At 60.1% G+C, this 18,570-nt stretch carries 15 protein-coding genes; 11 read left to right on the top strand and 4 right to left on the bottom strand.

Features of this window, described 5'->3' with window-relative positions; translation table 11 throughout:
• Positions 1-26 precede the first annotated feature (26 nt).
• From L6762_RS08810 to dxr, 7 genes are all read left to right on the top strand, one after another.
• Positions 27-620 carry a DivIVA domain-containing protein gene (locus L6762_RS08810; RefSeq protein ID WP_237186886.1) on the top strand — a complete coding sequence of 198 codons (594 nt, stop codon included), beginning with the start codon at positions 27-29 and terminating at the stop codon, positions 618-620.
• A 127-nt stretch (positions 621-747) separates the two neighbouring features.
• The gene (locus tag L6762_RS08805) at positions 748-1,119 is read left to right on the top strand and encodes a DUF485 domain-containing protein (protein WP_237186885.1); all 372 of its coding nucleotides are present in this window, start codon (positions 748-750) and stop codon (positions 1,117-1,119) included.
• A gap of 12 nt (positions 1,120-1,131) precedes the next feature.
• Positions 1,132-2,754 (top strand): solute symporter family protein, encoded by a 1,623-nt coding sequence (locus L6762_RS08800; protein WP_237186884.1) that lies wholly within the window; start codon positions 1,132-1,134, stop codon positions 2,752-2,754.
• Between the two features lie 221 nt (positions 2,755-2,975).
• Positions 2,976-3,239: a GlsB/YeaQ/YmgE family stress response membrane protein gene (locus L6762_RS08795; protein ID WP_185173300.1), complete on the top strand. Its 264-nt coding sequence runs from the start codon at positions 2,976-2,978 to the stop codon at positions 3,237-3,239.
• A 186-nt stretch (positions 3,240-3,425) separates the two neighbouring features.
• Complete coding sequence (locus tag L6762_RS08790) at positions 3,426-5,285, top strand: ABC transporter ATP-binding protein (RefSeq protein WP_237186883.1); 1,860 nt, start codon at positions 3,426-3,428, stop codon at positions 5,283-5,285.
• Between the two features lie 91 nt (positions 5,286-5,376).
• On the top strand, positions 5,377-6,396 hold the full coding sequence (locus tag L6762_RS08785) for an alpha/beta hydrolase fold domain-containing protein (RefSeq protein WP_237186882.1): 1,020 nt from the start codon (positions 5,377-5,379) through the stop codon (positions 6,394-6,396).
• 23 nt (positions 6,397-6,419) lie between these two features.
• The gene (dxr, locus tag L6762_RS08780; protein WP_237186881.1) at positions 6,420-7,724 is read left to right on the top strand and encodes a 1-deoxy-D-xylulose-5-phosphate reductoisomerase; all 1,305 of its coding nucleotides are present in this window, start codon (positions 6,420-6,422) and stop codon (positions 7,722-7,724) included.
• Positions 7,725-7,825: 101 nt separating this feature from the next.
• Here the strand turns inward: dxr and pflA are convergent, their stop codons facing one another.
• The 3 genes from pflA to L6762_RS08765 all read right to left on the bottom strand — a co-directional run bounded on the left by pflA (position 7,826) and on the right by L6762_RS08765 (position 11,311).
• Positions 7,826-8,707, bottom strand: coding sequence for a pyruvate formate-lyase-activating protein (pflA, locus tag L6762_RS08775; RefSeq protein WP_237186880.1), 882 nt, complete (start codon positions 8,705-8,707; stop codon positions 7,826-7,828).
• 9 nt (positions 8,708-8,716) lie between these two features.
• Positions 8,717-8,968 carry an autonomous glycyl radical cofactor GrcA2 gene (grcA2, locus tag L6762_RS08770; RefSeq protein ID WP_083093496.1) on the bottom strand — a complete coding sequence of 84 codons (252 nt, stop codon included), beginning with the start codon at positions 8,966-8,968 and terminating at the stop codon, positions 8,717-8,719.
• Positions 8,969-9,193: 225 nt separating this feature from the next.
• Positions 9,194-11,311 carry a pyruvate formate lyase family protein gene (locus L6762_RS08765; protein WP_237186879.1) on the bottom strand — a complete coding sequence of 706 codons (2,118 nt, stop codon included), beginning with the start codon at positions 11,309-11,311 and terminating at the stop codon, positions 9,194-9,196.
• A 425-nt stretch (positions 11,312-11,736) separates the two neighbouring features.
• Between L6762_RS08765 and L6762_RS08760 the strand changes: the two genes are divergently transcribed.
• A complete protein-coding gene (locus L6762_RS08760; RefSeq protein WP_237186878.1) occupies positions 11,737-13,083 on the top strand; it encodes a M50 family metallopeptidase in 1,347 nt (448 codons plus the stop codon).
• 216 nt (positions 13,084-13,299) lie between these two features.
• Here L6762_RS08760 and L6762_RS08755 read toward each other — a convergent pair whose 3' ends face one another.
• Positions 13,300-13,989: a DUF3800 domain-containing protein gene (locus L6762_RS08755; RefSeq protein ID WP_237186877.1), complete on the bottom strand. Its 690-nt coding sequence runs from the start codon at positions 13,987-13,989 to the stop codon at positions 13,300-13,302.
• A gap of 272 nt (positions 13,990-14,261) precedes the next feature.
• Between L6762_RS08755 and ispG the strand changes: the two genes are divergently transcribed.
• The 3 genes from ispG to L6762_RS08740 all read left to right on the top strand — a co-directional run bounded on the left by ispG (position 14,262) and on the right by L6762_RS08740 (position 18,493).
• Positions 14,262-15,425: a flavodoxin-dependent (E)-4-hydroxy-3-methylbut-2-enyl-diphosphate synthase gene (gene ispG / locus L6762_RS08750; RefSeq protein WP_185173294.1), complete on the top strand. Its 1,164-nt coding sequence runs from the start codon at positions 14,262-14,264 to the stop codon at positions 15,423-15,425.
• 21 nt (positions 15,426-15,446) lie between these two features.
• Positions 15,447-16,640 carry a DUF4081 domain-containing GNAT family N-acetyltransferase gene (locus L6762_RS08745; RefSeq protein ID WP_237186876.1) on the top strand — a complete coding sequence of 398 codons (1,194 nt, stop codon included), beginning with the start codon at positions 15,447-15,449 and terminating at the stop codon, positions 16,638-16,640.
• Positions 16,641-16,816: 176 nt separating this feature from the next.
• On the top strand, positions 16,817-18,493 hold the full coding sequence (locus L6762_RS08740; RefSeq protein WP_237186875.1) for a hypothetical protein: 1,677 nt from the start codon (positions 16,817-16,819) through the stop codon (positions 18,491-18,493).
• Positions 18,494-18,570: the final 77 nt, after the last annotated feature.

The raw sequence follows: 18,570 nt of genomic DNA, 5'->3' as shown, positions 1-18,570 counted from the left end.
GGTGCTGCCAGATATTTGGAGGCTCAATGAAACATCAGGCTGAATCTTCCGGAGAGTTCCGCCGGGTTAGCTCCCACGAGAAGGGGTACTCGGTGGCTGCCGTGGACTCCTTTTTCACCCGCCTAGCCGACGACTATGAGCTGATGCTTTCGGGTGCCGAGGTGGGGGCAGATGTGCATACCTCCCGCACAGTGCGCGAGGCGGTTTTTGAGCCTGAGAAGGGCGGTTATGCCCCGGACGATGTGGACGCGGCTCTCGATAAGGTTGAGGATCGTTTCTGCGAGCTGGAACGCCACCTTTACGTACAGCGCTACGGCCAGCTGGCCTGGGATCAGGCGGTTGAGAAACTGCGGGAACTGCTGCTTGGCCGCCTAGAGCGCCCCGCCGGGCAGCGCTTTCGCAGGCCTGCCAAACGGCTGACCAAGGGGTATTTCACCAAGGAGGTTGATACTCTCTGCGAGCGTCTCTTGTCCCATTTGAAGGGGGCGGACGCGCTCACCCCCGCTGATATTAGGGCAGCAGCTTTTAGCCCGGCGACGGGGAACCTCTCGTATGAGGAAACCCAGGTTGATGCCTTCCTGGATCGGGCTATTGAGTATCTCAAGGATACTGCCCAGTAAACGAAGAAAAGCTCAATTGTGCGGACCACCTGAAATATTTCAGGTGGTCCGCATTTTTTAGTCGAGATACTTGTATGTAACGCAGATAACAGGCTAATGTGTGTTCAGTTACACAAAGGAGGTAGTGATGACACACACATCACCTGAATCTCACCAGCCTGTTATCGACGCTGAGCATGTTGACTTCCGGGCAGCCCAGAAGAGCGGTGAGTTTAAAGATCTTCGATCAACCCATAGGTCCTTCGTTTTTCCCATGACCGTAGCCTTCCTCGTTTGGTATCTGCTCTACGTGATTCTGGCGGTCTATGCCCCCGGCTTCATGGCAACTAAGGTGCTGGGCAATGTCAATATTGGCATTATCTTCGGTCTTCTGCAGTTCGTCACTACTTTCACCATCACCGGCTGGTATGTGGCTTTTGCAAACAAGAAGCTTGACCCGCGCGCAAGCAGCCTTCGCGCTGACATTGAATCAGGGCACTACGCCCATAAGACTCACTAAGGGGTGGATCTCATGACGTCAACAGGAACTCTGCTGGCTGCTGAAGCTAGCACTCAGACCGTGGGCACCCCCTGGGTGAACATGGCGGTTTTTGGGGCTTTCGTTTTGGCCACCATGGTGGTGGTGCTTCGCGCCTCTAAGAACAACAAGACCGCGGCAGACTACTACGCCGGTGGGCGATCCTTTAGCGGTACCCAAAATGGTCTTGCTATCGCGGGTGACTACCTCTCGGCTGCCTCCTTCCTGGGTATTGTGGGTGCTATTGCCCTGCAGGGGTATGATGGCTTCCTCTACTCGATTGGCTTCCTGGTTGCCTGGCTGGTAGCGCTGCTGCTGGTAGCTGAGCCCCTACGTAACACCGGTAAGTTCACCATGGCGGATGTGCTCTCCTTCCGTCTGCGCCAGCGCCCCGTTCGAATTGCTGCCTGTATCTCAACTCTGGCAGTTACCCTCTTCTACCTGCTGGCTCAGATGGCCGGTGCGGGTGCCCTGGTCTCCCTGCTGATGGGTATTAGCTCCAAGGCTGGTCAGTCACTGGTCATCATTATCGTGGGCGTGCTCATGATTGTGTACGTGCTCATCGGCGGCATGAAGGGTACCACCTGGGTGCAGATTATCAAGGCTGTTCTGCTGGTTTCTGGCGTTGCTATTATGACCATCTGGATTCTGGCAATCTACGGCTTCAACTTCTCCGCTATGCTCGGTTCGGCGGTTGAAACCTCCGGTAACCCAGCTATTCTGGAGCCTGGCCTCAAATACGGTCTGAATGATCTGACCAAGCTGGACTTTATCTCTCTCTCCCTGGCTCTGGTCTTCGGTGCAGCTGGCCTGCCTCACGTTCTGATGCGCTTCTACACCGTTCCCACAGCTAAGGAGGCGCGTAAGTCGGTGGTCTGGGCTATCGTGCTGATTGGCCTCTTCTACCTCTTCACTCTGGTGCTGGGCTTCGGCGCTGCAGCTCTGGTGGGTGCGGATGCCATCAAGGCAGCTCCCGGCGGCGTCAACTCGGCAGCCCCCTTGCTGGCCTTCGAGCTGGGTGGTTCCCTGTTGATGGGTGTTATCGCGGCGGTTGCTTTCGCAACCATTCTGGCCGTGGTGGCGGGTCTGGCGATTACCGCGTCCGCCTCCTTCGCCCACGATATCTACACCAACGTTATCTGCAAGGGCAACGCTGACCCCGCCAAGGAAATCCGCGTAGCAAAAACCACCGTGGTTGTTATTGGCCTGCTGTCCATTGCAGGTGGTATCGGCGCTCAGGGGCAGAACGTAGCCTTCCTGGTGGCTCTGGCTTTCGCGGTAGCTGCCTCGGCTAACCTGCCCACCATCGTCTACTCCCTCTTCTGGAAGGGCTTCAAGACCCGCGGTGCCCTCTGGTCTATGTACGGTGGTCTGGGCATCTCGGTGATCCTGATTATCTTCTCCCCGGTGATGTCCGGTGCTGAGACCTCTATGATTCCCGGTGCTGACTTTGCCTGGTTCCCCCTGGCTAACCCCGGTATCGTAGCGATTCCTGCAGCCTTCCTGCTGGGCTTCCTGGGCTCACTCGGTGGCGATAAGGAAGATGAGATCAAGCAGGCTGAGATGGAAGTTCGCTCTCTTACCGGTGTTGGAGCCGAAGGAGCTATCGACCACTAAGAGCCGGTAGGCTCGCGCCCGCTGTAAACCCCCATTGCTGGCCACCCGTGGCAGGGTTCGTCGGTGGTGGGGGTTTCTGTGTGAGGTCGAGGGTATAACGCGGGGAAATGGTAAGCCAACACACTTGTAGCTTGCTTAGCTTTATCTTGGAATTTGATATAAACTAGAAGCACACTGAACAATTCGGGCTCATCCCCGTAACCCTATGAAAGAAGGAAAACATGTCAATTTTCGGTTGGATCGTTCTTGGTCTCATTGCTGGTGCCCTCGCAAAGCTGATTATGCCCGGTAAGCAGGGTGGCGGCATTCTGGTCACCATGGTTCTCGGTATCGTAGGTGCGCTTCTCGGTGGCTTTATCGGTAGCTTCATCCCCGGCCTGTCAGACGGCATCCAGAGCTTCAGCATCGGCACCCTCTTCACCGCCGTTGTAGGCTCACTGCTGGTCCTCTGGATCTACGGTGCCATCACCAAGAACAAGGCCTAAGCCCTAGCGGCCTAGCCCTAAGCACTCAAGCCCCGGCGGGCGTCCGTCCTTACCCAAGGACAAGACGCCCACCGGGGCTTTGTGCTACCCGCGTGGGCAAAAGAACACTGCCCCCTCAACCAGGTGGGCGGACGCCGGCGGTAGGGTAGTGGGGCACCACAAGAACACCGGCAGGTAGGGATTTTCATGAAAAGCATCGCCAGAATCGTTAGAGCCACAAAAGAGCTATGGCCCTACTTCGTAGGAATTATCATCTGTGCGGTGCTGACCAGCGCAACTTCCCTGCTGGCTCCCTTCATTATTTCGGGGGCAACCGATGCCGTTGTGGGGCACCTGAACGGTTCAGCCCCCACCACCGGCACAGCCATCGCCTGGTTCGCGGTTGCCTATCTGGCAGCCCAGCTGGTGAGTGTGCTGACCACCAACATCGGCGGCTATATCGGTGATGTGATGAGCCAGCGCATGCGCACCATCCTGTCGGTGCGCTACTACGAGAAACTGCTCTCCCTGCCCCTGTCCTACTTCGATACCGAGCTGACCGGCACCATTATCGCCCGCCTCAACCGCTCCATCACCGAAGTCACCAACTTCGTGAAGACCATGAGCAACACCTTCATCTCCCTGGTACTCACCACGGTTTCGGTGATTGTGATTAGCTCTATCTACTACTGGCCCCTGGGGCTGCTGCTCATTATTATCTTCCCGGTCTACTTCTGGCTCACCAGCAAAACCAGCGAAAAATGGCAGGTCTGGGAAGGTGAGAAGAACGAGAACATCGACATCGCATCCGGCCGCTTTGCCGAAGTTATCGGGCAGATTCGTGTGGTGAAGTCCTTCGGCCGCGAGCGCCGAGAACTCACTGATTTCGGTGGTCGTTTCGAAAAGACCATCGGGCTCACCCGCGCCCAGTCTAAGTTCTGGCACGCTATGGACGTTGCCCGGCTCTCCTTCCTCAACCTCATCTTCTTCGCCCTCTACCTGCTGATTTTCCTGCGCACCCTGGCCGGGGACTTCACCATCGGTGACATGGTGCTGCTCATTCAGCTTCTGGCCATGGCGGTAGCTCCCATTAATTCGCTCTCCTGGATCGTCGACACCGCCCAGCGCGCTATCGCCGGTTCTAAGGACTACTTCGAGGTCATGGAACGGCAGTCAGACGCCCGCGCCCTGGCCATTACCGCCGGGGCTGCCGGGGCTGCCGGGGCGCGTCCGGACTCCGCTACAAAAACCGCTACTGACGCCGCTGCCGCCAGCATCACCGCTGAACCCGGGGCTGAACTCGTCGGCTTTGAGGGCGTGACCTTCGGCTATGAGGGCGAAGCAGATGTGCTGCACGGGATTGATTTGGTGGTCAAACGCGGGGAGCGTATTGCCTTTGTGGGGGAGTCCGGCGGGGGCAAGTCGACCCTGATGGCCCTGCTTGAGGGTCTCTATGACCCGCGTGAGGGCCGGGTGCTGGTTGATGGTATGGATATTGCCGGCAGTGACCTGGCGCAGGTGCGCTCGCTGATTGGCATGGTATTCCAGGACGCCTCGCTCTTCTCGGGCACCATTGCCGAGAATATTGCCTACGGCCGCCCCGACGCTACCCGGGAGCAGATTATCGAGGCTGCCACTAAGGCGAACGCCCACGATTTCATTTCGAGGTTTGCGGACGGCTACGAGTCACTGATTGGTGAGCGCGGCCTGAAACTGTCGGGCGGGCAAAAGCAGCGCATTGCCATTGCCCGGGCTATGCTGAAGGACGCCCCGATTCTGATTCTTGACGAGGCGACCAGTGCCCTGGACACCAAGGCCGAGCGGGCCGTACAGAAGGGGTTGGAAGAACTGATGGAGGGCCGCACCTCCCTGATCATTGCTCACCGTCTTTCCACCATTGCCACCGTGGACCGCATCGTTACCCTCAAGGAGGGACGCATCGATGAGGTGGGCAGTCCGACTGATCTGGCGGCATCCGGCGGTATCTACGCTGAACTGCTGGGCCTGCAGACCGAGGGCGGTAAGGCGAGTAAGAAGAAGCTGCAGAGCTTCGATATCGTCGGCTAGCAGGGTAGGTACCATCTAGGTCAGAAATGACCATCAACTAGGTGGGTTTTTCTGACCTAGATGGTACCTACCGGGGTGTAAAACTTAAGGTATGAAGAAAAGCACCCTCACCACCTTAGCCGGTGGGCTCGCCCTCGCCACCGCCGGTCACTTTGCCTTTTGGGGCTACCAGCAGTATAAGTACGTCCACCCGGAGCTCCGCCACTGGAAGCTCTTTATCGCACCCCGCCCCGGTTACGTTGCCCTGAAAGGACGCCTGAAGCGCGAGCCCCAGCGCGCCTTTGCCGTCGTTGCGCCCCCGGCCCCCGGCGTCCGCGTCGAAATGGTCGATGTGGCCCAGCCCGACCTGCCCGGTGGCCTGCCCTGCTACCTCAACCTGCCCGAGCACCGCCAGTACGACGGAGCCGTGCTCTGGATTCACGGGGGCGGGCACGTGCTCGGTTCCGCGGGCCCCGACCAGGCAAAAGTCTCCCAGATGGCTGCCGACTTGGGCGTACCCGTCCTCTCCGTCGAATACCGCAACGCCGGTGAGGCCCCCTTCCCCGCCGACCTCGACGACTGCTACGCTGCCCTGCGCTGGCTGCAAACCCAGGCTGAAAAGTACGGCATCAACCCTGCCAAGATTGCCCTGGCAGGTTCTAGCGCCGGTGGCGGCCTAGCAGCCGCCCTGGCCCAAAAAGCCCTGGACACCGGCCACCCGGTCGGCTTCCAACTGCTTGCCTACCCCATGCTCGATGATCGCACCGACCGACCCGCTCAGCCCGGCCAGGGCCGCTGGCTCTGGACCGCCCTCGATAACAAACTGGCCTGGAATACCTACCTGGGCGGACGCGCGGGCGCAGCTTCCCTGCCCGACTACGCCGCCCCTGCCCGCCGCCACAACCTGGCGGGCCTACCGGCAACCTGGATTAGCGTAGGTGATATCGACCTCTTCTACGCCGAGAACTCCTCCTACCACCAGCGCCTGCTGGCCGCCGGGGTCGAAAGCACCCTGTATGAGGTACCCGGCATGTACCACGACGCCCCCGGCCTGAAGCCCACAGCCCCGGTCGTCCGCGAACTTGAAGCTGCCCAGCGGGCCGCCCTGCGGGCCTTCTTCGAGGGCAACTAGAGCCGATGTGAGAACATAGAACCATGCGATTTGGCTCAACTCAGCGCTTCGGCGCCTCCCGCGAAACCCTCACCGACCAGCTAGCAGACTTCCTGCAGGGCGGGCGGACGGTCACCCTGCTCGGCTCCACCGGGTCCATCGGCACCCAGGGCGTGCAGGTCATCGACCACCTCAACTCCCTGGCAGGAACCTCCACAGGTAGCGACGACGCTCCCGTGCGCGTCACCGCCCTCTCAGCCGGCTCCCGCTCCCTGCCCCTTCTGGCAGAGCAGGCCGCCCGCCTGCGTCCGCACCTGGTCGCTACCAGCGGCACCGAAGCGGACGCCGCCACCCTGCGCTCGCTGCTGGCTGAGCTGGCACCGGGCTACAGCCCCCAGATTGAGTGGGGCAAGGACGCCGCCACCGCCGCAGCCCGCGCCGGGGCGGACGTTGTGCTCAACGGCATTACCGGCTCTATCGGCCTGGAACCCACCCTGGCTGCCCTGCAGGCAGGCTCCCAGGTGGCCCTGGCGAACAAGGAATCGCTGATTGCCGGTGGCGAGCTGGTCAAGGCCGCCGTGGACGCCTCACCCCTGGACCAGCCCATGATTCCGGTGGATTCTGAGCATTCTGCCCTGGCCCAGGCTCTAGCATCGGGCACTGACCGGGAGATTGACCGGCTGGTGCTGACCGCCTCGGGTGGGCCCTTTAGGGGCATGACCTATGAACAGCTGCGGGAGGTCACTCCGGCACAGGCCCTGGCTCACCCCACCTGGGACATGGGGCTGGTGGTGACCACCAACTCGGCCTCTATGGTCAATAAGGCCCTGGAGGTGCTGGAGGCCCACCACCTCTTCGGCATTGACCTGGACCGCATTGATGTGACGGTTCACCGCCAGTCGGTGGTGCATTCTATGGTGCAGTTTGTGGACGGCTCGACCCTGGCTCAGGCGTCCCCGCCCACCATGCTGCTGCCCATTGCCCTGGGGCTGACCTGGCCCCACCGTATTCCGGGTATCGCGCAGCCCTGTGACTGGTCGCAGGCTACCGAGTGGACTTTTGAACCCCTGGATAACAAGGCCTTCCCGGCGGTGGAGATGATTAAGCGGGCGGGCCAGCGGGGCGGCACCTTCCCGGCGGTCTTCAATGCGGCGAACGAGGAGGCGGTAGCTGCCTTTCACTCCGGGGCCATTCGTTTTACTGACATGATTGAGGCAACCGGCCGGGTGCTTGATGAGCATGCTAGTTCTTCGGCTCTGGCTGAGTCTGGCTCCCTCACCTTGGACGCGGTGCTGGAGGCTGAGCGCTGGGCCCGTACCCGCGCCAACCAGATTCTAGGGCAGGTCTAGGCAGCTTGCCTTCTAGCTTCGATATTGCATGAGGACGCCCCCGACCCGGCTTCCTGCCCATTGGCAGGGGAACGGGTGGGGGCGTCCTTGTCTTCTGCGATTTAGAAAACGGTGAGCCCGCGTGCGCGGAAGATGTCGCGGGCGGCTTCGGTGGCTTCTTTGCTGGGCGGGTGGACGTCCTTGAGCTTGTAGTCGTAGCCCAGGGACTCCCACTTATCGGTGCCCATCTGGTGGAAGGGTAGCACCTCTACCCGTTCAACCACGTTGCGCCAGCGGCAGACGATGTCGGCGACCTTTTCAATATTGTCGGGGTCATCGGTGTAGCCGGGCACCAGCACAAAGCGGATCCAGATTTTCTTGCCCAGGGCTGAGAGCCTGTCGCCGAAGTCGATGGTGGGTTGTAGGGCGCGACCTGTGAGTTCCCGGTACACCTCTTCAGAACCCGATTTAACATCGAGCAGCACCAAATCAACGTTGTCAAGGAATTCGTCTGAAGCCTGAGCTCCGAGAAAGCCTGAAGTGTCGATGCAGGTGTGAATACCCAGAGACTTGGCACTCATGAGGATGTTCTCGGCGAAGGGGCGTTGCATGAGCACTTCCCCGCCTGAGATAGTGATGCCTCCGCCGGTGGCTTTGAAGACCTTGCGCATGCGCTTAATCTTTTTGATGAGGTCGGCTGCCATAACGGGTTTGCCGTCCTTCATGTTGAAGGTGTCGGGGTTGTGGCAGTAGAGGCAGCGCAGGGGGCAACCGTTCATGAAGATGGTCATGCGGGTGCCGGGCCCATCAACGGCAGTCACCAGCTCCCAGGAGTGTACTGAACCTAGCTGGCCTTCGCGCATGAGTTTGAGTTGGGCGGAGCGTTCGAGTTCGGTGAGTTCGCCGAGACCCCAGGTGCCTGCCCCGGAATGCCGGTCCGCCGGCGGAGCAAATGCTAGCTCGCCGGCGGTATCGGTTATCTCGTGAGAGATATCAAGTGACATGAAGAATCACTAGGCTCCGTGGTGGAAGGTGCGTGAGAGTACGTCGAGCTGCTGCTCGCGGGTGAGGCGCACGAAGTTGACGGCGTAGCCCGAGACGCGGACGGTCAGGTTGGGGTACTTGTCGGGGTTCTCCATGGCGTCCTCGAGGGTTTCGCGGTTGAGGACGTTGATGTTGGCGTGGTAGAGGCCCTTGGGGGCGGTCTTGTTGGCGCGGTTTGCCTTCATGGAAGCGAGGCGCTCTTCGTAGGTCTTGACGGCCATGATGTTCTCCTTTGAGAGTGATGTGGTTGGGATATTGAGGCGACCCAGGTTCGCGGCGAAGCTGCTGGCTCGGTGGCTGGCGTGAATCGCTGGTGATGAGCACCGAGATTCCGAGCGCGCGAGGAAAATAAATCTCGGCGCGAATCTGGCGAGCATGCGAGCCAGCTATCGAACCAGGTGAGAGGGTCGGCAGCGAGCGCGAACCTGGGGAGCCGTTCTGTAGTTTTAGTCCTCTTCAGGAATGAATCCTGCGTCCAAGATTCCGACCAGGTTGGTGACCTGTTCTTCCTTGGTGCGGCCGAGGGCGGTGGGGGTGATGGTGTTGGTCAGGGAGATGCCGTCGAGGGCGTCTTCGTAGTCCAGCTTGCCGACCGAGAGCATGGAGGCGACCATGCCGTGGGTGTCCATGCCGTTTTCGGGGTTGGCGCCGGGGGAGAAGGGGGTGCCTGCGCGGTGGCCGGAGGGGAAGTTGCCAGTTGCTTTGCCGTAGACCACGTTGGAGGTGATGGTCAGTACCGATTGGGTGGGGATGGCGTCGCGGTAGAGGGGGATGGCTTTGATTTTCTCCATGACGGTGTGGACGATGGTGGCGGCGATGTCGTCGGCGCGGTCGTCGTCGTTACCGTAGGCGGGGAAGTCGCCTTCGGTGATGTAGTCGACGATGAGGCCGGTTTCGTCGCGGACGGGGGTGACGGTGGCGTACTTGATGGCGGCAAGGGAGTCGGCGACGATGGAGAGGCCGGCGATGCCGCAGCCCATGGCTCGGATGATGTCTGAGTCGTGGAGGGCCATTTCGATGGATTCGTAGGCGTACTTGTCGTGGCTGTAGTGGATGATGTTGAGGGCTTCAACGTAGGTGGCGATGACCCAGTCGAGCATCTCTTCGTATTTGAGCCAGACTTCGTCGAAGTCGAGGGGGCCGTCGCCCTTGATGGGTTCGTAGCCTTCGACGATGAGTTTGCCGGTCATTTCGTCGCGGCCGCCGTTGATGGCGTAGAGCAGGGCTTTGGCTGCGTTGACGCGGGCGCCGAAGAACTGCATCTGCTTGCCGATTTTCATGGGGGAGACGCAGCAGGCGATGGCGACGTCGTCGCCCCACTGTTCGCGAATCTGGGGGTCTGATTCGTATTGGATGGAGGAGGTTTCGATGGAGATGGCGGAGCAGAATTCCTTGTAGCCGGTGGGTAGGTTTTCGTCCCAGAAGATGGTGATGTTGGGTTCGGGGGCGGGGCCTAGGTTGCGGAGGGTTTGCAGGAGGCGGAAGGAGGTTTTGGTGACGAGGGTGCGGCCGTCGTCGGCGAAGCCGCCGTCTGACCAGGTGGCCCAGTAGGGGTCGCCTGAGAAGATCTGGTCGTAGTCGATGGTGCGTAGGAAGCGGACGATGCGGAGTTTGATGACGAGGGCGTCGATCATTTCCTGGGCGTCGGTTTCGGTGATGAGGCCGGCTGCGAGGTCGCGTTCGAAGTAGACGTCGAGGAAGCCTGAGAGGCGGCCGATGGACATGGCGGCGCCGTCCTGGGACTTGACGGAGGCCAGGTAGGCGAAGTAGGTCCACTGCACGGCTTCCTGGGCGGTGCGGGCCGGGCCGGAGATATCAAAACCGTAGAGGGCAGCCATCTTCTTGAGGCGCTTCAGGGCCTTGATCTGTTCGGAGTGCTCTTCGCGGTAGCGGGCCCAGTGCTCTGAGAAGCCTTGATCGGCAACGGCGTGCTTGGCGCGTTCTTTGTCGGCGATGAGATTGTCGACGCCGTAGAGGGCTACGCGGCGGTAGTCACCGATGATGCGGCCGCGGCCGTAGGCGTCGGGTAGGCCGGTGATGATGTGGGAGGAGCGGGCCGCGCGGATGCGGGGGGTGTAGATGTCGAAGACTGCGTCGTTGTGGGTCTTGCGGTATTCGGTGAAGATTTTCTTGATGTTTTCGTCGGGTTCTTTACCGGCTTCGCGGATTGCGGTTTCGACCATGCGCCAGCCGCCGTTGGGCATCATGGCGCGCTTGAGGGGTACGTCGGTTTGCAGGCCGACGATGACGTTGTCGTCCTCTGAGATGTAGCCTGCGGGGAAGGCGTCGATTTCTGCGGGGGTGTGGGTGTCTACGTCGTAGACGCGGTTTTTGCGTTCGACGGAGAGGTAGTTCTTTTCGAGGGTGTCCCAGACGCGCAGGGTCTTGTCGGTGGGGCCGGCGAGGAAGGCTGCGTCGCCTTCGTAGGGGGTGTAGTTAGCAAGGACGAAGCCGCGCACGTCGATGCTGTCTTGCCAGGGGCCGGGGGTGAAGCCTTCCCAGGCGCTTGCGGATTGTTCGTTGACAAAAACTCCCGTTGCGGGGGCTTCAACCTGTGCAGTCATGATGAGTGCTCCTCGTGAAGTGATGGGGGTGGCGCCTTTGCTGAGGCGGCGCGCTTTCTCCTTCTATTGTGCCTAGTTTGCCCGGTGAAACAAAATAGGTATGGTAAATGCTTAAAAACGCCAATGTGTACTATTGTGTAGTATTTCTCCATGTCAAGGCGACTATTCTGGGCTTATGGCCCCTTGTGGGGCACCTGCCCCCTGCCCGAATGAGGCAGAGAAAACCCTTCTTTAACACTTTGTGACGTAAAGGCTTTTTTGACCCAAAAGTAAAGGTAAAAACCACCCCAAAGCCCTGCTCGCCCTCCCTCTTTGTGGGCAAACTCCAAGGCCATCTAAGGCGACAGCTCCCAGCCCCATGGCGTACTCTGGCAGATGACCTGCCCAACCACCACGGGCGCCGCATCTACAAGGAGCACCCTCGCGTGACCGTCCTACTGTTCATCATCGGTGTAGCGCTGATGGCCCTGGCTATCGCCGCATCTATTGCCCTGCACGAGCTGGGGCACCTGGTGCCCGCCAAACTCTTTGGTGTGCGCGTACCCCAGTACATGATTGGGTTCGGCAAGACCCTCTTCTCCTGGCGGCGCGGCGAAACCGAGTACGGCTTCAAGGCCCTGCCCTTAGGCGGCTATATTTCGATGATTGGCATGTACCCGCCCGGCAAAGACGGGGCGGACGGACGCGCCGGCGGCACCAGCCCCCTCCAGCAGCTAGCCCGCGAGGCAAGGGAAGCGGACGCCGAGCGTATCACCGAAGCCGACCAGGGCAGGCTTTTCTACCAGCTACCGGTCTATAAGCGCATCATCATTATGCTGGGCGGGCCTTTCATGAACCTGCTCATCGGTGTGGTGGCAACCGCGGTGCTCGTGACCGGCTTTGGCTCCTACCAGCCGACCACCAGCGTCCAGAGCGTTGCCCAGTGCGTACAAACCGTTGACTCCACCAACGCCGACACCGCTAACTCCACCGAGTGCGGAGCCGAAGACCCTCGGTCACCCGCCAACGCAGCGGGCCTGCAACCGGGGGATACCGTCACCGTCTTTGCCGGGCAGACCATTACCAGCTGGGACCAGCTGACCGAGCTCATTCGCACTAATGCCGATACCGAGGTGCCTCTCACCGTAGAACGCAAGGGGCAGAGCCTAGAGCTCACCATCACCCCCCTGCTGACCGTACGCCCTATCTACGATGAACTCACCGGAACCTACCTCACTAACTCCGACGGAAGCTACCAAACTCAAGAGGTCGGCTTCATCGGCATTGGCCCCACCAGCGAACTAACCCCCGGGACCATTGGCGAGGTACTGCCGACAGTAGGGGAGTCGCTGCAGCGTATTGGAGCCACCCTCATCAAGCTGCCCGCCCGCGTCTACGGGGTAGCCGTCACCCTGGTCACCAACGGCGAGCGCGACGCCAACAGCCCGGTCTCAGTCGTGGGTGTGGGGCGTATCGCCGGTGAAATTGCCGCCCACGACCAGATTATTCTGCGCGATAAGGCAGCCTCCCTGGTTTCCCTGGTTGCCCAGATGAACCTCATGCTCTTTGCCTTCAACCTCATACCCCTGCTGCCCCTTGACGGCGGGCACGTTCTGGGCGCCCTCTGGGAGGGCTTCCGCCGCAAGACCGCCAAACTGCTCGGACGCCGCGACCCCGGCCCCTTCGACCCCGTCAAGCTCCTGCCCCTGACCTACCTGGTCGCTGGTGCCTTCCTGCTGATGACCGTGATTTTGGTAGCCGCCGATATCTTCAAGCCGGTGAGTATTTTGTAGGGGATAGAACGGACGAGGCGGGGACGCCCACTAGCCGACTAACCTTCTTGAGCTCGCGCCGGGGCGCTCGCGGTTTATTGATGCTAGCCTCACAAGCTCAGCTAGTTGATAGCTGGCTTGTTGTAGCGCTCGCACTTGAAAATTATTACCGCGCGGCATAAAGTTGGTAGTGCGGATCCCCTCTCCCGTACGTGGAGAACCAGGGGATCTAGCTGTTTAACGCTCTGGTAACTGGATAGGGGCCCTCCGTGGGTCTCTTGCCGCTAGATAGTCTTGGTACCAGTCCCAGGCAAACTCTTGACTTTCATGCCGGTTGATAGCGCTATAGGCACTCCAGGCTACCAAATCAGCCATCTGAATTAGTTGAGAATCTTTGGAACTCAGCATTACCGGGTCTTCGATGATGTTTCTGTCCTGTAGCTTCAGCTCTCTATGTATGTGGCGATACATATCATCTTCACCATCTAGGTAGATTTGCCCAAGCGAATTATCAATCTTTAGCTGACCATCAATATCTGCTACAAGCAGCCTGTATAGGTCGGTTCTAGTTTGGGCAAAATCTTCTGGCTTACCCCGGCGGTAGCAGGCTCCTACGCGAACGCCACGGATACTAGAAATTTGTAGAAGACATTCTTGAGCAATGAACTTTCCGAAGTCTTTTTTGTAGGGTGTTCCGTCTGGACCTCGGAATTCGTCGGGAAACCTTTTCGACAGGTCGCCACGACCGTTGGCGAATTCAGTAGTGTGGAGTTCTTTATCAACTGGAATTTTGTATTGACGCCAAAGACGCTTTCTGAAGTCTAGCCAGGATCTCATGACGGCATGCCATTCATATTGCGAAAACTCAATCCATCCATAAACGACTAACCCAGACTGCGGGCGCCCAGAATCATCGATATAAATCATTTTCGCCTCTGACCCAGCGTGCAAAGCACCTCCAACGAAGTATCGAACATATGTCTTATATAACCATATAATAGAATTTATGTTCGATGACTTTAAGTTGGTATTGCTAGATTGCGATTTCAGCGTGGACTGGCTTCCCTTTCTGCCCTTTGGCCTAAGCAGCCTCTCTGCTGTGTGCTTTACCTCAACCGCTCTTTGAGCTGAAGCGTGGCACAATAGATAGTTGAACAGGTGCGCAAGACCGCACCGCCAAAGAACCTTTGGAGGAAGATTTGACCTCGGTCGCCCTTGGAATGCCCGCTGCTCCGCCGCCCGTTTTGGCTCCGCGCCGTAAAACCCGCCAGTTTAAGGTCGGTAGCGTAGGCGTTGGCTCAGAATCTCCTATCTCGGTGCAGTCCATGACCACCACCAAAACCCACGACATTGGCGCGACCCTGCAGCAGATTGCTGAGCTGACGGCTGCCGGTTGCGATATCGTGCGCGTTGCCTGCCCCACCGATAAGGACGCAGAAGCCCTGCCCATTATCGCTAAGCAGTCCCAGATTCCCGTTATCGCTGATATTCACTTCCAGCCCAAGTACGTCTTCGCCGCTATCGAAGCCGGCTGCGGTGCTGTGCGCGTGAACCCCGGTAACATCCGTAAATTTGATGACCAGGTCAAGGAAATCGCCGCAGCCGCTAAGGATCATGGCACCTCGATCCGTATCGGTGTGAACGCCGGTTCGCTCGATAAGCGCCTGCTGGAAAAGTACGGTAAGGCGACCCCCGAGGCGCTCGTCGAATCAGCGGTGTGGGAGGCCTCCCTCTTTGAGGAGCACGGCTTCCAGGACTTCAAGATTTCGGTTAAGCACAACGACCCCGTCATTATGGTTGAGGCCTACCGCCAGCTAGCTGCTGCCGGTGACTGGCCCCTGCACCTGGGCGTCACCGAAGCGGGCCCCGCCTTCCAGGGCACCATTAAGTCTGCGACCGCCTTCGGCGCCCTGCTCTCAGAGGGCATCGGCGACACCATCCGCGTTTCCCTGTCTGCACCCCCGGTTGAAGAGGTCAAGGTCGGCTCCCAGATTCTTGAGTCCCTGAACCTGCGCCCCCGCAAGCTCGATATCGTTTCCTGCCCCTCCTGTGGCCGTGCCCAGGTGAACGTGTGGGAACTGGCTGAGAATGTCACCAAGGGTCTTGAAGGCATGAAGGTGCCCCTGCGCGTGGCCGTCATGGGTTGCGTCGTTAACGGCCCCGGCGAAGCCCGCGAGGCCGACCTGGGCGTAGCTTCTGGCAACGGCAAGGGCCAGATTTTCGTCAAGGGTGAGGTCATTAAGACCGTGCCCGAAGAAGACATCGTGCAGACCCTGATCGAAGAGGCCAACCGCATCGCCCGCGAGATGGAAGAACGCGGCGAAATTGACCTTTCAGGTGAACCCACCGTCTCAGTCTCCTAAGTAGCTGAAGAAAAGCCCACCGTGACCGTCTTTTCACGTTTCTCCCGCGGGGCAGAAGATGCCCTAATCCGCCCCCTTACCATCGATGACCGGGCGGAACTTGAAACCATGATTGAGTCGGACCCGGTGGGCTTTCTCTTTGCCGCCGAGCACCTGCACCACTTCGGCCTACCAGCCCCTAGCGCTCTGACGTCGCTGAAAACTCCCCACGGTTTCATGGGGGTCTTTATGCCTCGCGAAGTCCCCGGAGAGATGGGACCAAAGGACGCTCCCGCCGGGGTGGCTGCGCACCTCACCGAAACCGTGGGGGAGCGCCTGCCCGCCCGTGTGCGGTCCACCCTTGAGGGGCTGTTTGCGAAGGCAGCCGCCAGGGTCGGCACCTCAGCTGGAGCCCACTTTGCCGAAGAGGCAGCTGCTCCGCGCACCGCCATACCAGGTCTGGCAGAGACTCTAGTGCCTGCGTCCGCGCGTACCCCGGCGATTGCCGAACCCCGCTACTGCCTGGTGGGGGCCTTCTGGCTGGGAGCCAACTGCGTTCCGCTCACCCTGCCCGAGGCCCACTACCGCCAGGTTGCAGCCTATATCTGGCGGCACAACCGGCGCATCGGCTCCATCTTTGGCCACCGCGAACCGGTCATGGGAATCTGGTCGCACCTCGCTTCGCGCATGCCCACCCCCTTTGACGTGCGCGAAAACCAGCCCCTGCTAGAGCTGCCCGTGACCGCTGACCTGAGCGAGCTCGTCCGCGCGCCCCTGGCCCGCCCCTCCCTGGGTGCCCCTGCCATCACAGAGCCGGTGCGCTGGGCCCGAACCGACGACAGACCCAGCCTGCTGCGGGCGTCCGTTGCCATGTTCACCGAAGAAGTGGGCTACGACCCCATGACGCGTGACCCGGCAGGCTACACCCGCCGTATCGACGAACTCACCCGTACCGGCCGCACTCTGGTGGCCGTCAACAGCGAGAACGTGGTCATTTTTAAAACTGACCTGGGCTTAGCTCACGACTCCACCTGCCAGCTCCAGGGAGTTTGGCTGCACCCGGCCTATCGCGGTCAGCGCCTAGCCCCCGTGCTCCTAGCGCAGGCCAGCCACCTCATCCGCCAGCGCTTCCCCCATCTCTCCCTCTATGTCAACGACTACAATGCCCCCGCCCGCGCCCTCTACGCAGCAACGGGCTGGCAGCAGCACTCAACCTTCGCAACCGTCCTGTTTTAAACAGACATATCCCCCAGTGGGGCCACATGTGTCCCCCAAAGGGCTGGTTTGCTGGCTGAGTATTAGCTGGTAGTTTTGATGATGCACACTTTTTACCTCTGCATCGCAGGTCTGAAACCCCACCCACCCCAATTTCGGACGCAGAGCACCTGATCCACGAACTTTTAGGGAAAGCATTGAAGAGCCTCCGCACACCTCTTGGCGTCACCACCCTGCTTGGTCTTTCACTGACCATGGCCCCCGGCGCCTTCGCCGCAGAAGCCGTGACCGTAGATACCGACACCCCCATCGGCGCTTACTGGGAAAAGAACAAGGACGCCCTGGGCGCAGCAACCGGTGAACAGCAGACCTTCGCCAACGGCGCCACCCAGCAGACCTTCGAAAACGGTGTAGTCACCCAGGGTAAGTACGGCGGCGTGCAGGCAGTTACCGGCGCAGCGGGCGAGGCTTTCATGAAGGCCGGCGGCGCTGAGAAGTTCGGCAACGCTGAATCAGCCCCCTGGAAGCACAGCCACTGCGGTCTCTCTATCACCACCCACGACGGCAAGACCCGCTGGCTCGTAGTGCTGGATGAAAAGACCCAGGCAGGCTCCTACATCAACCTCAACTCGGCAGAAGCCAAGGCTTGGCAGGCAGAGCGTTCCAAGACCCGCGCTTGCTTCACCAACAACGCTGTTGTTGAAACCACTCCCGTGCTGCCCGAGACTCCTGCTGAGCCTGTAGCTCCTAAGACTCCGGCTGAACCCGAAACCCCGGTTGCCCCTGTTGAACCGGTAGCACCTGAGACCCCGGTTGTTCCTGAAACCCCTGCCGAGCCTGTAGCACCTGAGACCCCGGCTGAACCCGAAACTCCGGTAGTCCCTGAGACTCCTGCCGAGCCTGTAGCACCCGAGACTCCCGCTGAGCCCGAGACTCCCGCCGACACCAATTTCGGCGATGCCGCCAACAAGATTGCTGACGCCCGCGCGGTTGCTGCTGCTAACGGCGTAGCCGTTGCCGAAACCGGCGGTGAGCTGACCAAGGCAACCGCTGACCTGGTAACCCAGAACTTCGGCGGCAACGTCTCTGCGATTTACTCCATCGCCCAGGACCGCGCGCTGATGATCAACACCGACGCGCTCGCATCCTACCTGGCTAACCCCGGCCAGTACGGCACCTACCTCTACCAGAACGAGTACACCAAGCACTGGAAGACCGGTGCCCTCGAACTGCGTGCCCTCTTCTACAACACCACCGCCGAGAACTGCTCAACCCCCGTTACCTGGGATGACCACGGCTACGCCCTGTTCTCCACCGGCACCGCGGTCATTTCCCACTACTTCATCCAGTACGACGATTACGGCACCTGCATCAACTGGGACAACCAGACCACCGCCTCTCCCGTCACCTGGGGTGCGGGTCTGATGGACCGCGCCGCTACCGGCACCGAGATTGACGCCACCTACGACTGGTCAGCTGCTAAGTACATTCCTCTGCAGCAGGTTCTCGAGCTGCGCGTAGACGCCAACAAGATTGTCTACATCAAGGCTGACGCTCAGGGCAAGCCCCTGGCAGGTGCTAAGCCCGTTGAGTCCTCAGCCCTCACCGAGGCGCTCAACCTCTCTGACCGCGGCCGTTTTTCTTCCTACAACGACTGGGCAGCCGGCGGTAACTGGAACATCTGGAACGAGATGACCATGCTCGGTGCCCCCGTTGCTGAAGCAACCGAAGCAACCGCTAACGGCACCACTATCGTGACCCAGCAGTTCGAAGGTGGCACCCTGGTCTGGACCAAGGGCACCGCTTTCATGAACGCCGAGCTCAACGACCTGGGTCAGGCCAAGCTGGCTTGGTACACCGCCCTGGGTCTCTAAGCCCCTAGACTGAGCAGATTTTTCTGCGCGGACGCCGGTGCCCACCTACCTGCCCACGGGCAGGGGAGTGGGTGCCG

Source organism: Rothia nasimurium (assembly GCF_928381705.1).
Lineage (GTDB): Bacteria > Actinomycetota > Actinomycetes > Actinomycetales > Micrococcaceae > Rothia > Rothia nasimurium_G.
Note: the sequence above shows the minus strand (reverse complement) of the source record. Positions and strands in the feature narration are given on the sequence as shown.

Coding starts and splice junctions, on each gene's coding strand:
- L6762_RS08785 (WP_237186882.1), top strand. CDS start 5,377: ATGAAGAAAAGCACCCTCACCACCTTAGCCGGTGGGCTCGCCCTCGCC.
- pflA (WP_237186880.1), bottom strand. CDS start 8,707: ATGTCACTTGATATCTCTCACGAGATAACCGATACCGCCGGCGAGCTA.
- L6762_RS08810 (WP_237186886.1), top strand. CDS start 27: ATGAAACATCAGGCTGAATCTTCCGGAGAGTTCCGCCGGGTTAGCTCC.
- dxr (WP_237186881.1), top strand. CDS start 6,420: ATGCGATTTGGCTCAACTCAGCGCTTCGGCGCCTCCCGCGAAACCCTC.
- L6762_RS08795 (WP_185173300.1), top strand. CDS start 2,976: ATGTCAATTTTCGGTTGGATCGTTCTTGGTCTCATTGCTGGTGCCCTC.
- L6762_RS08805 (WP_237186885.1), top strand. CDS start 748: ATGACACACACATCACCTGAATCTCACCAGCCTGTTATCGACGCTGAG.
- L6762_RS08765 (WP_237186879.1), bottom strand. CDS start 11,311: ATGACTGCACAGGTTGAAGCCCCCGCAACGGGAGTTTTTGTCAACGAA.
- grcA2 (WP_083093496.1), bottom strand. CDS start 8,968: ATGGCCGTCAAGACCTACGAAGAGCGCCTCGCTTCCATGAAGGCAAAC.
- L6762_RS08790 (WP_237186883.1), top strand. CDS start 3,426: ATGAAAAGCATCGCCAGAATCGTTAGAGCCACAAAAGAGCTATGGCCC.
- L6762_RS08755 (WP_237186877.1), bottom strand. CDS start 13,989: ATGATTTATATCGATGATTCTGGGCGCCCGCAGTCTGGGTTAGTCGTT.
- L6762_RS08800 (WP_237186884.1), top strand. CDS start 1,132: ATGACGTCAACAGGAACTCTGCTGGCTGCTGAAGCTAGCACTCAGACC.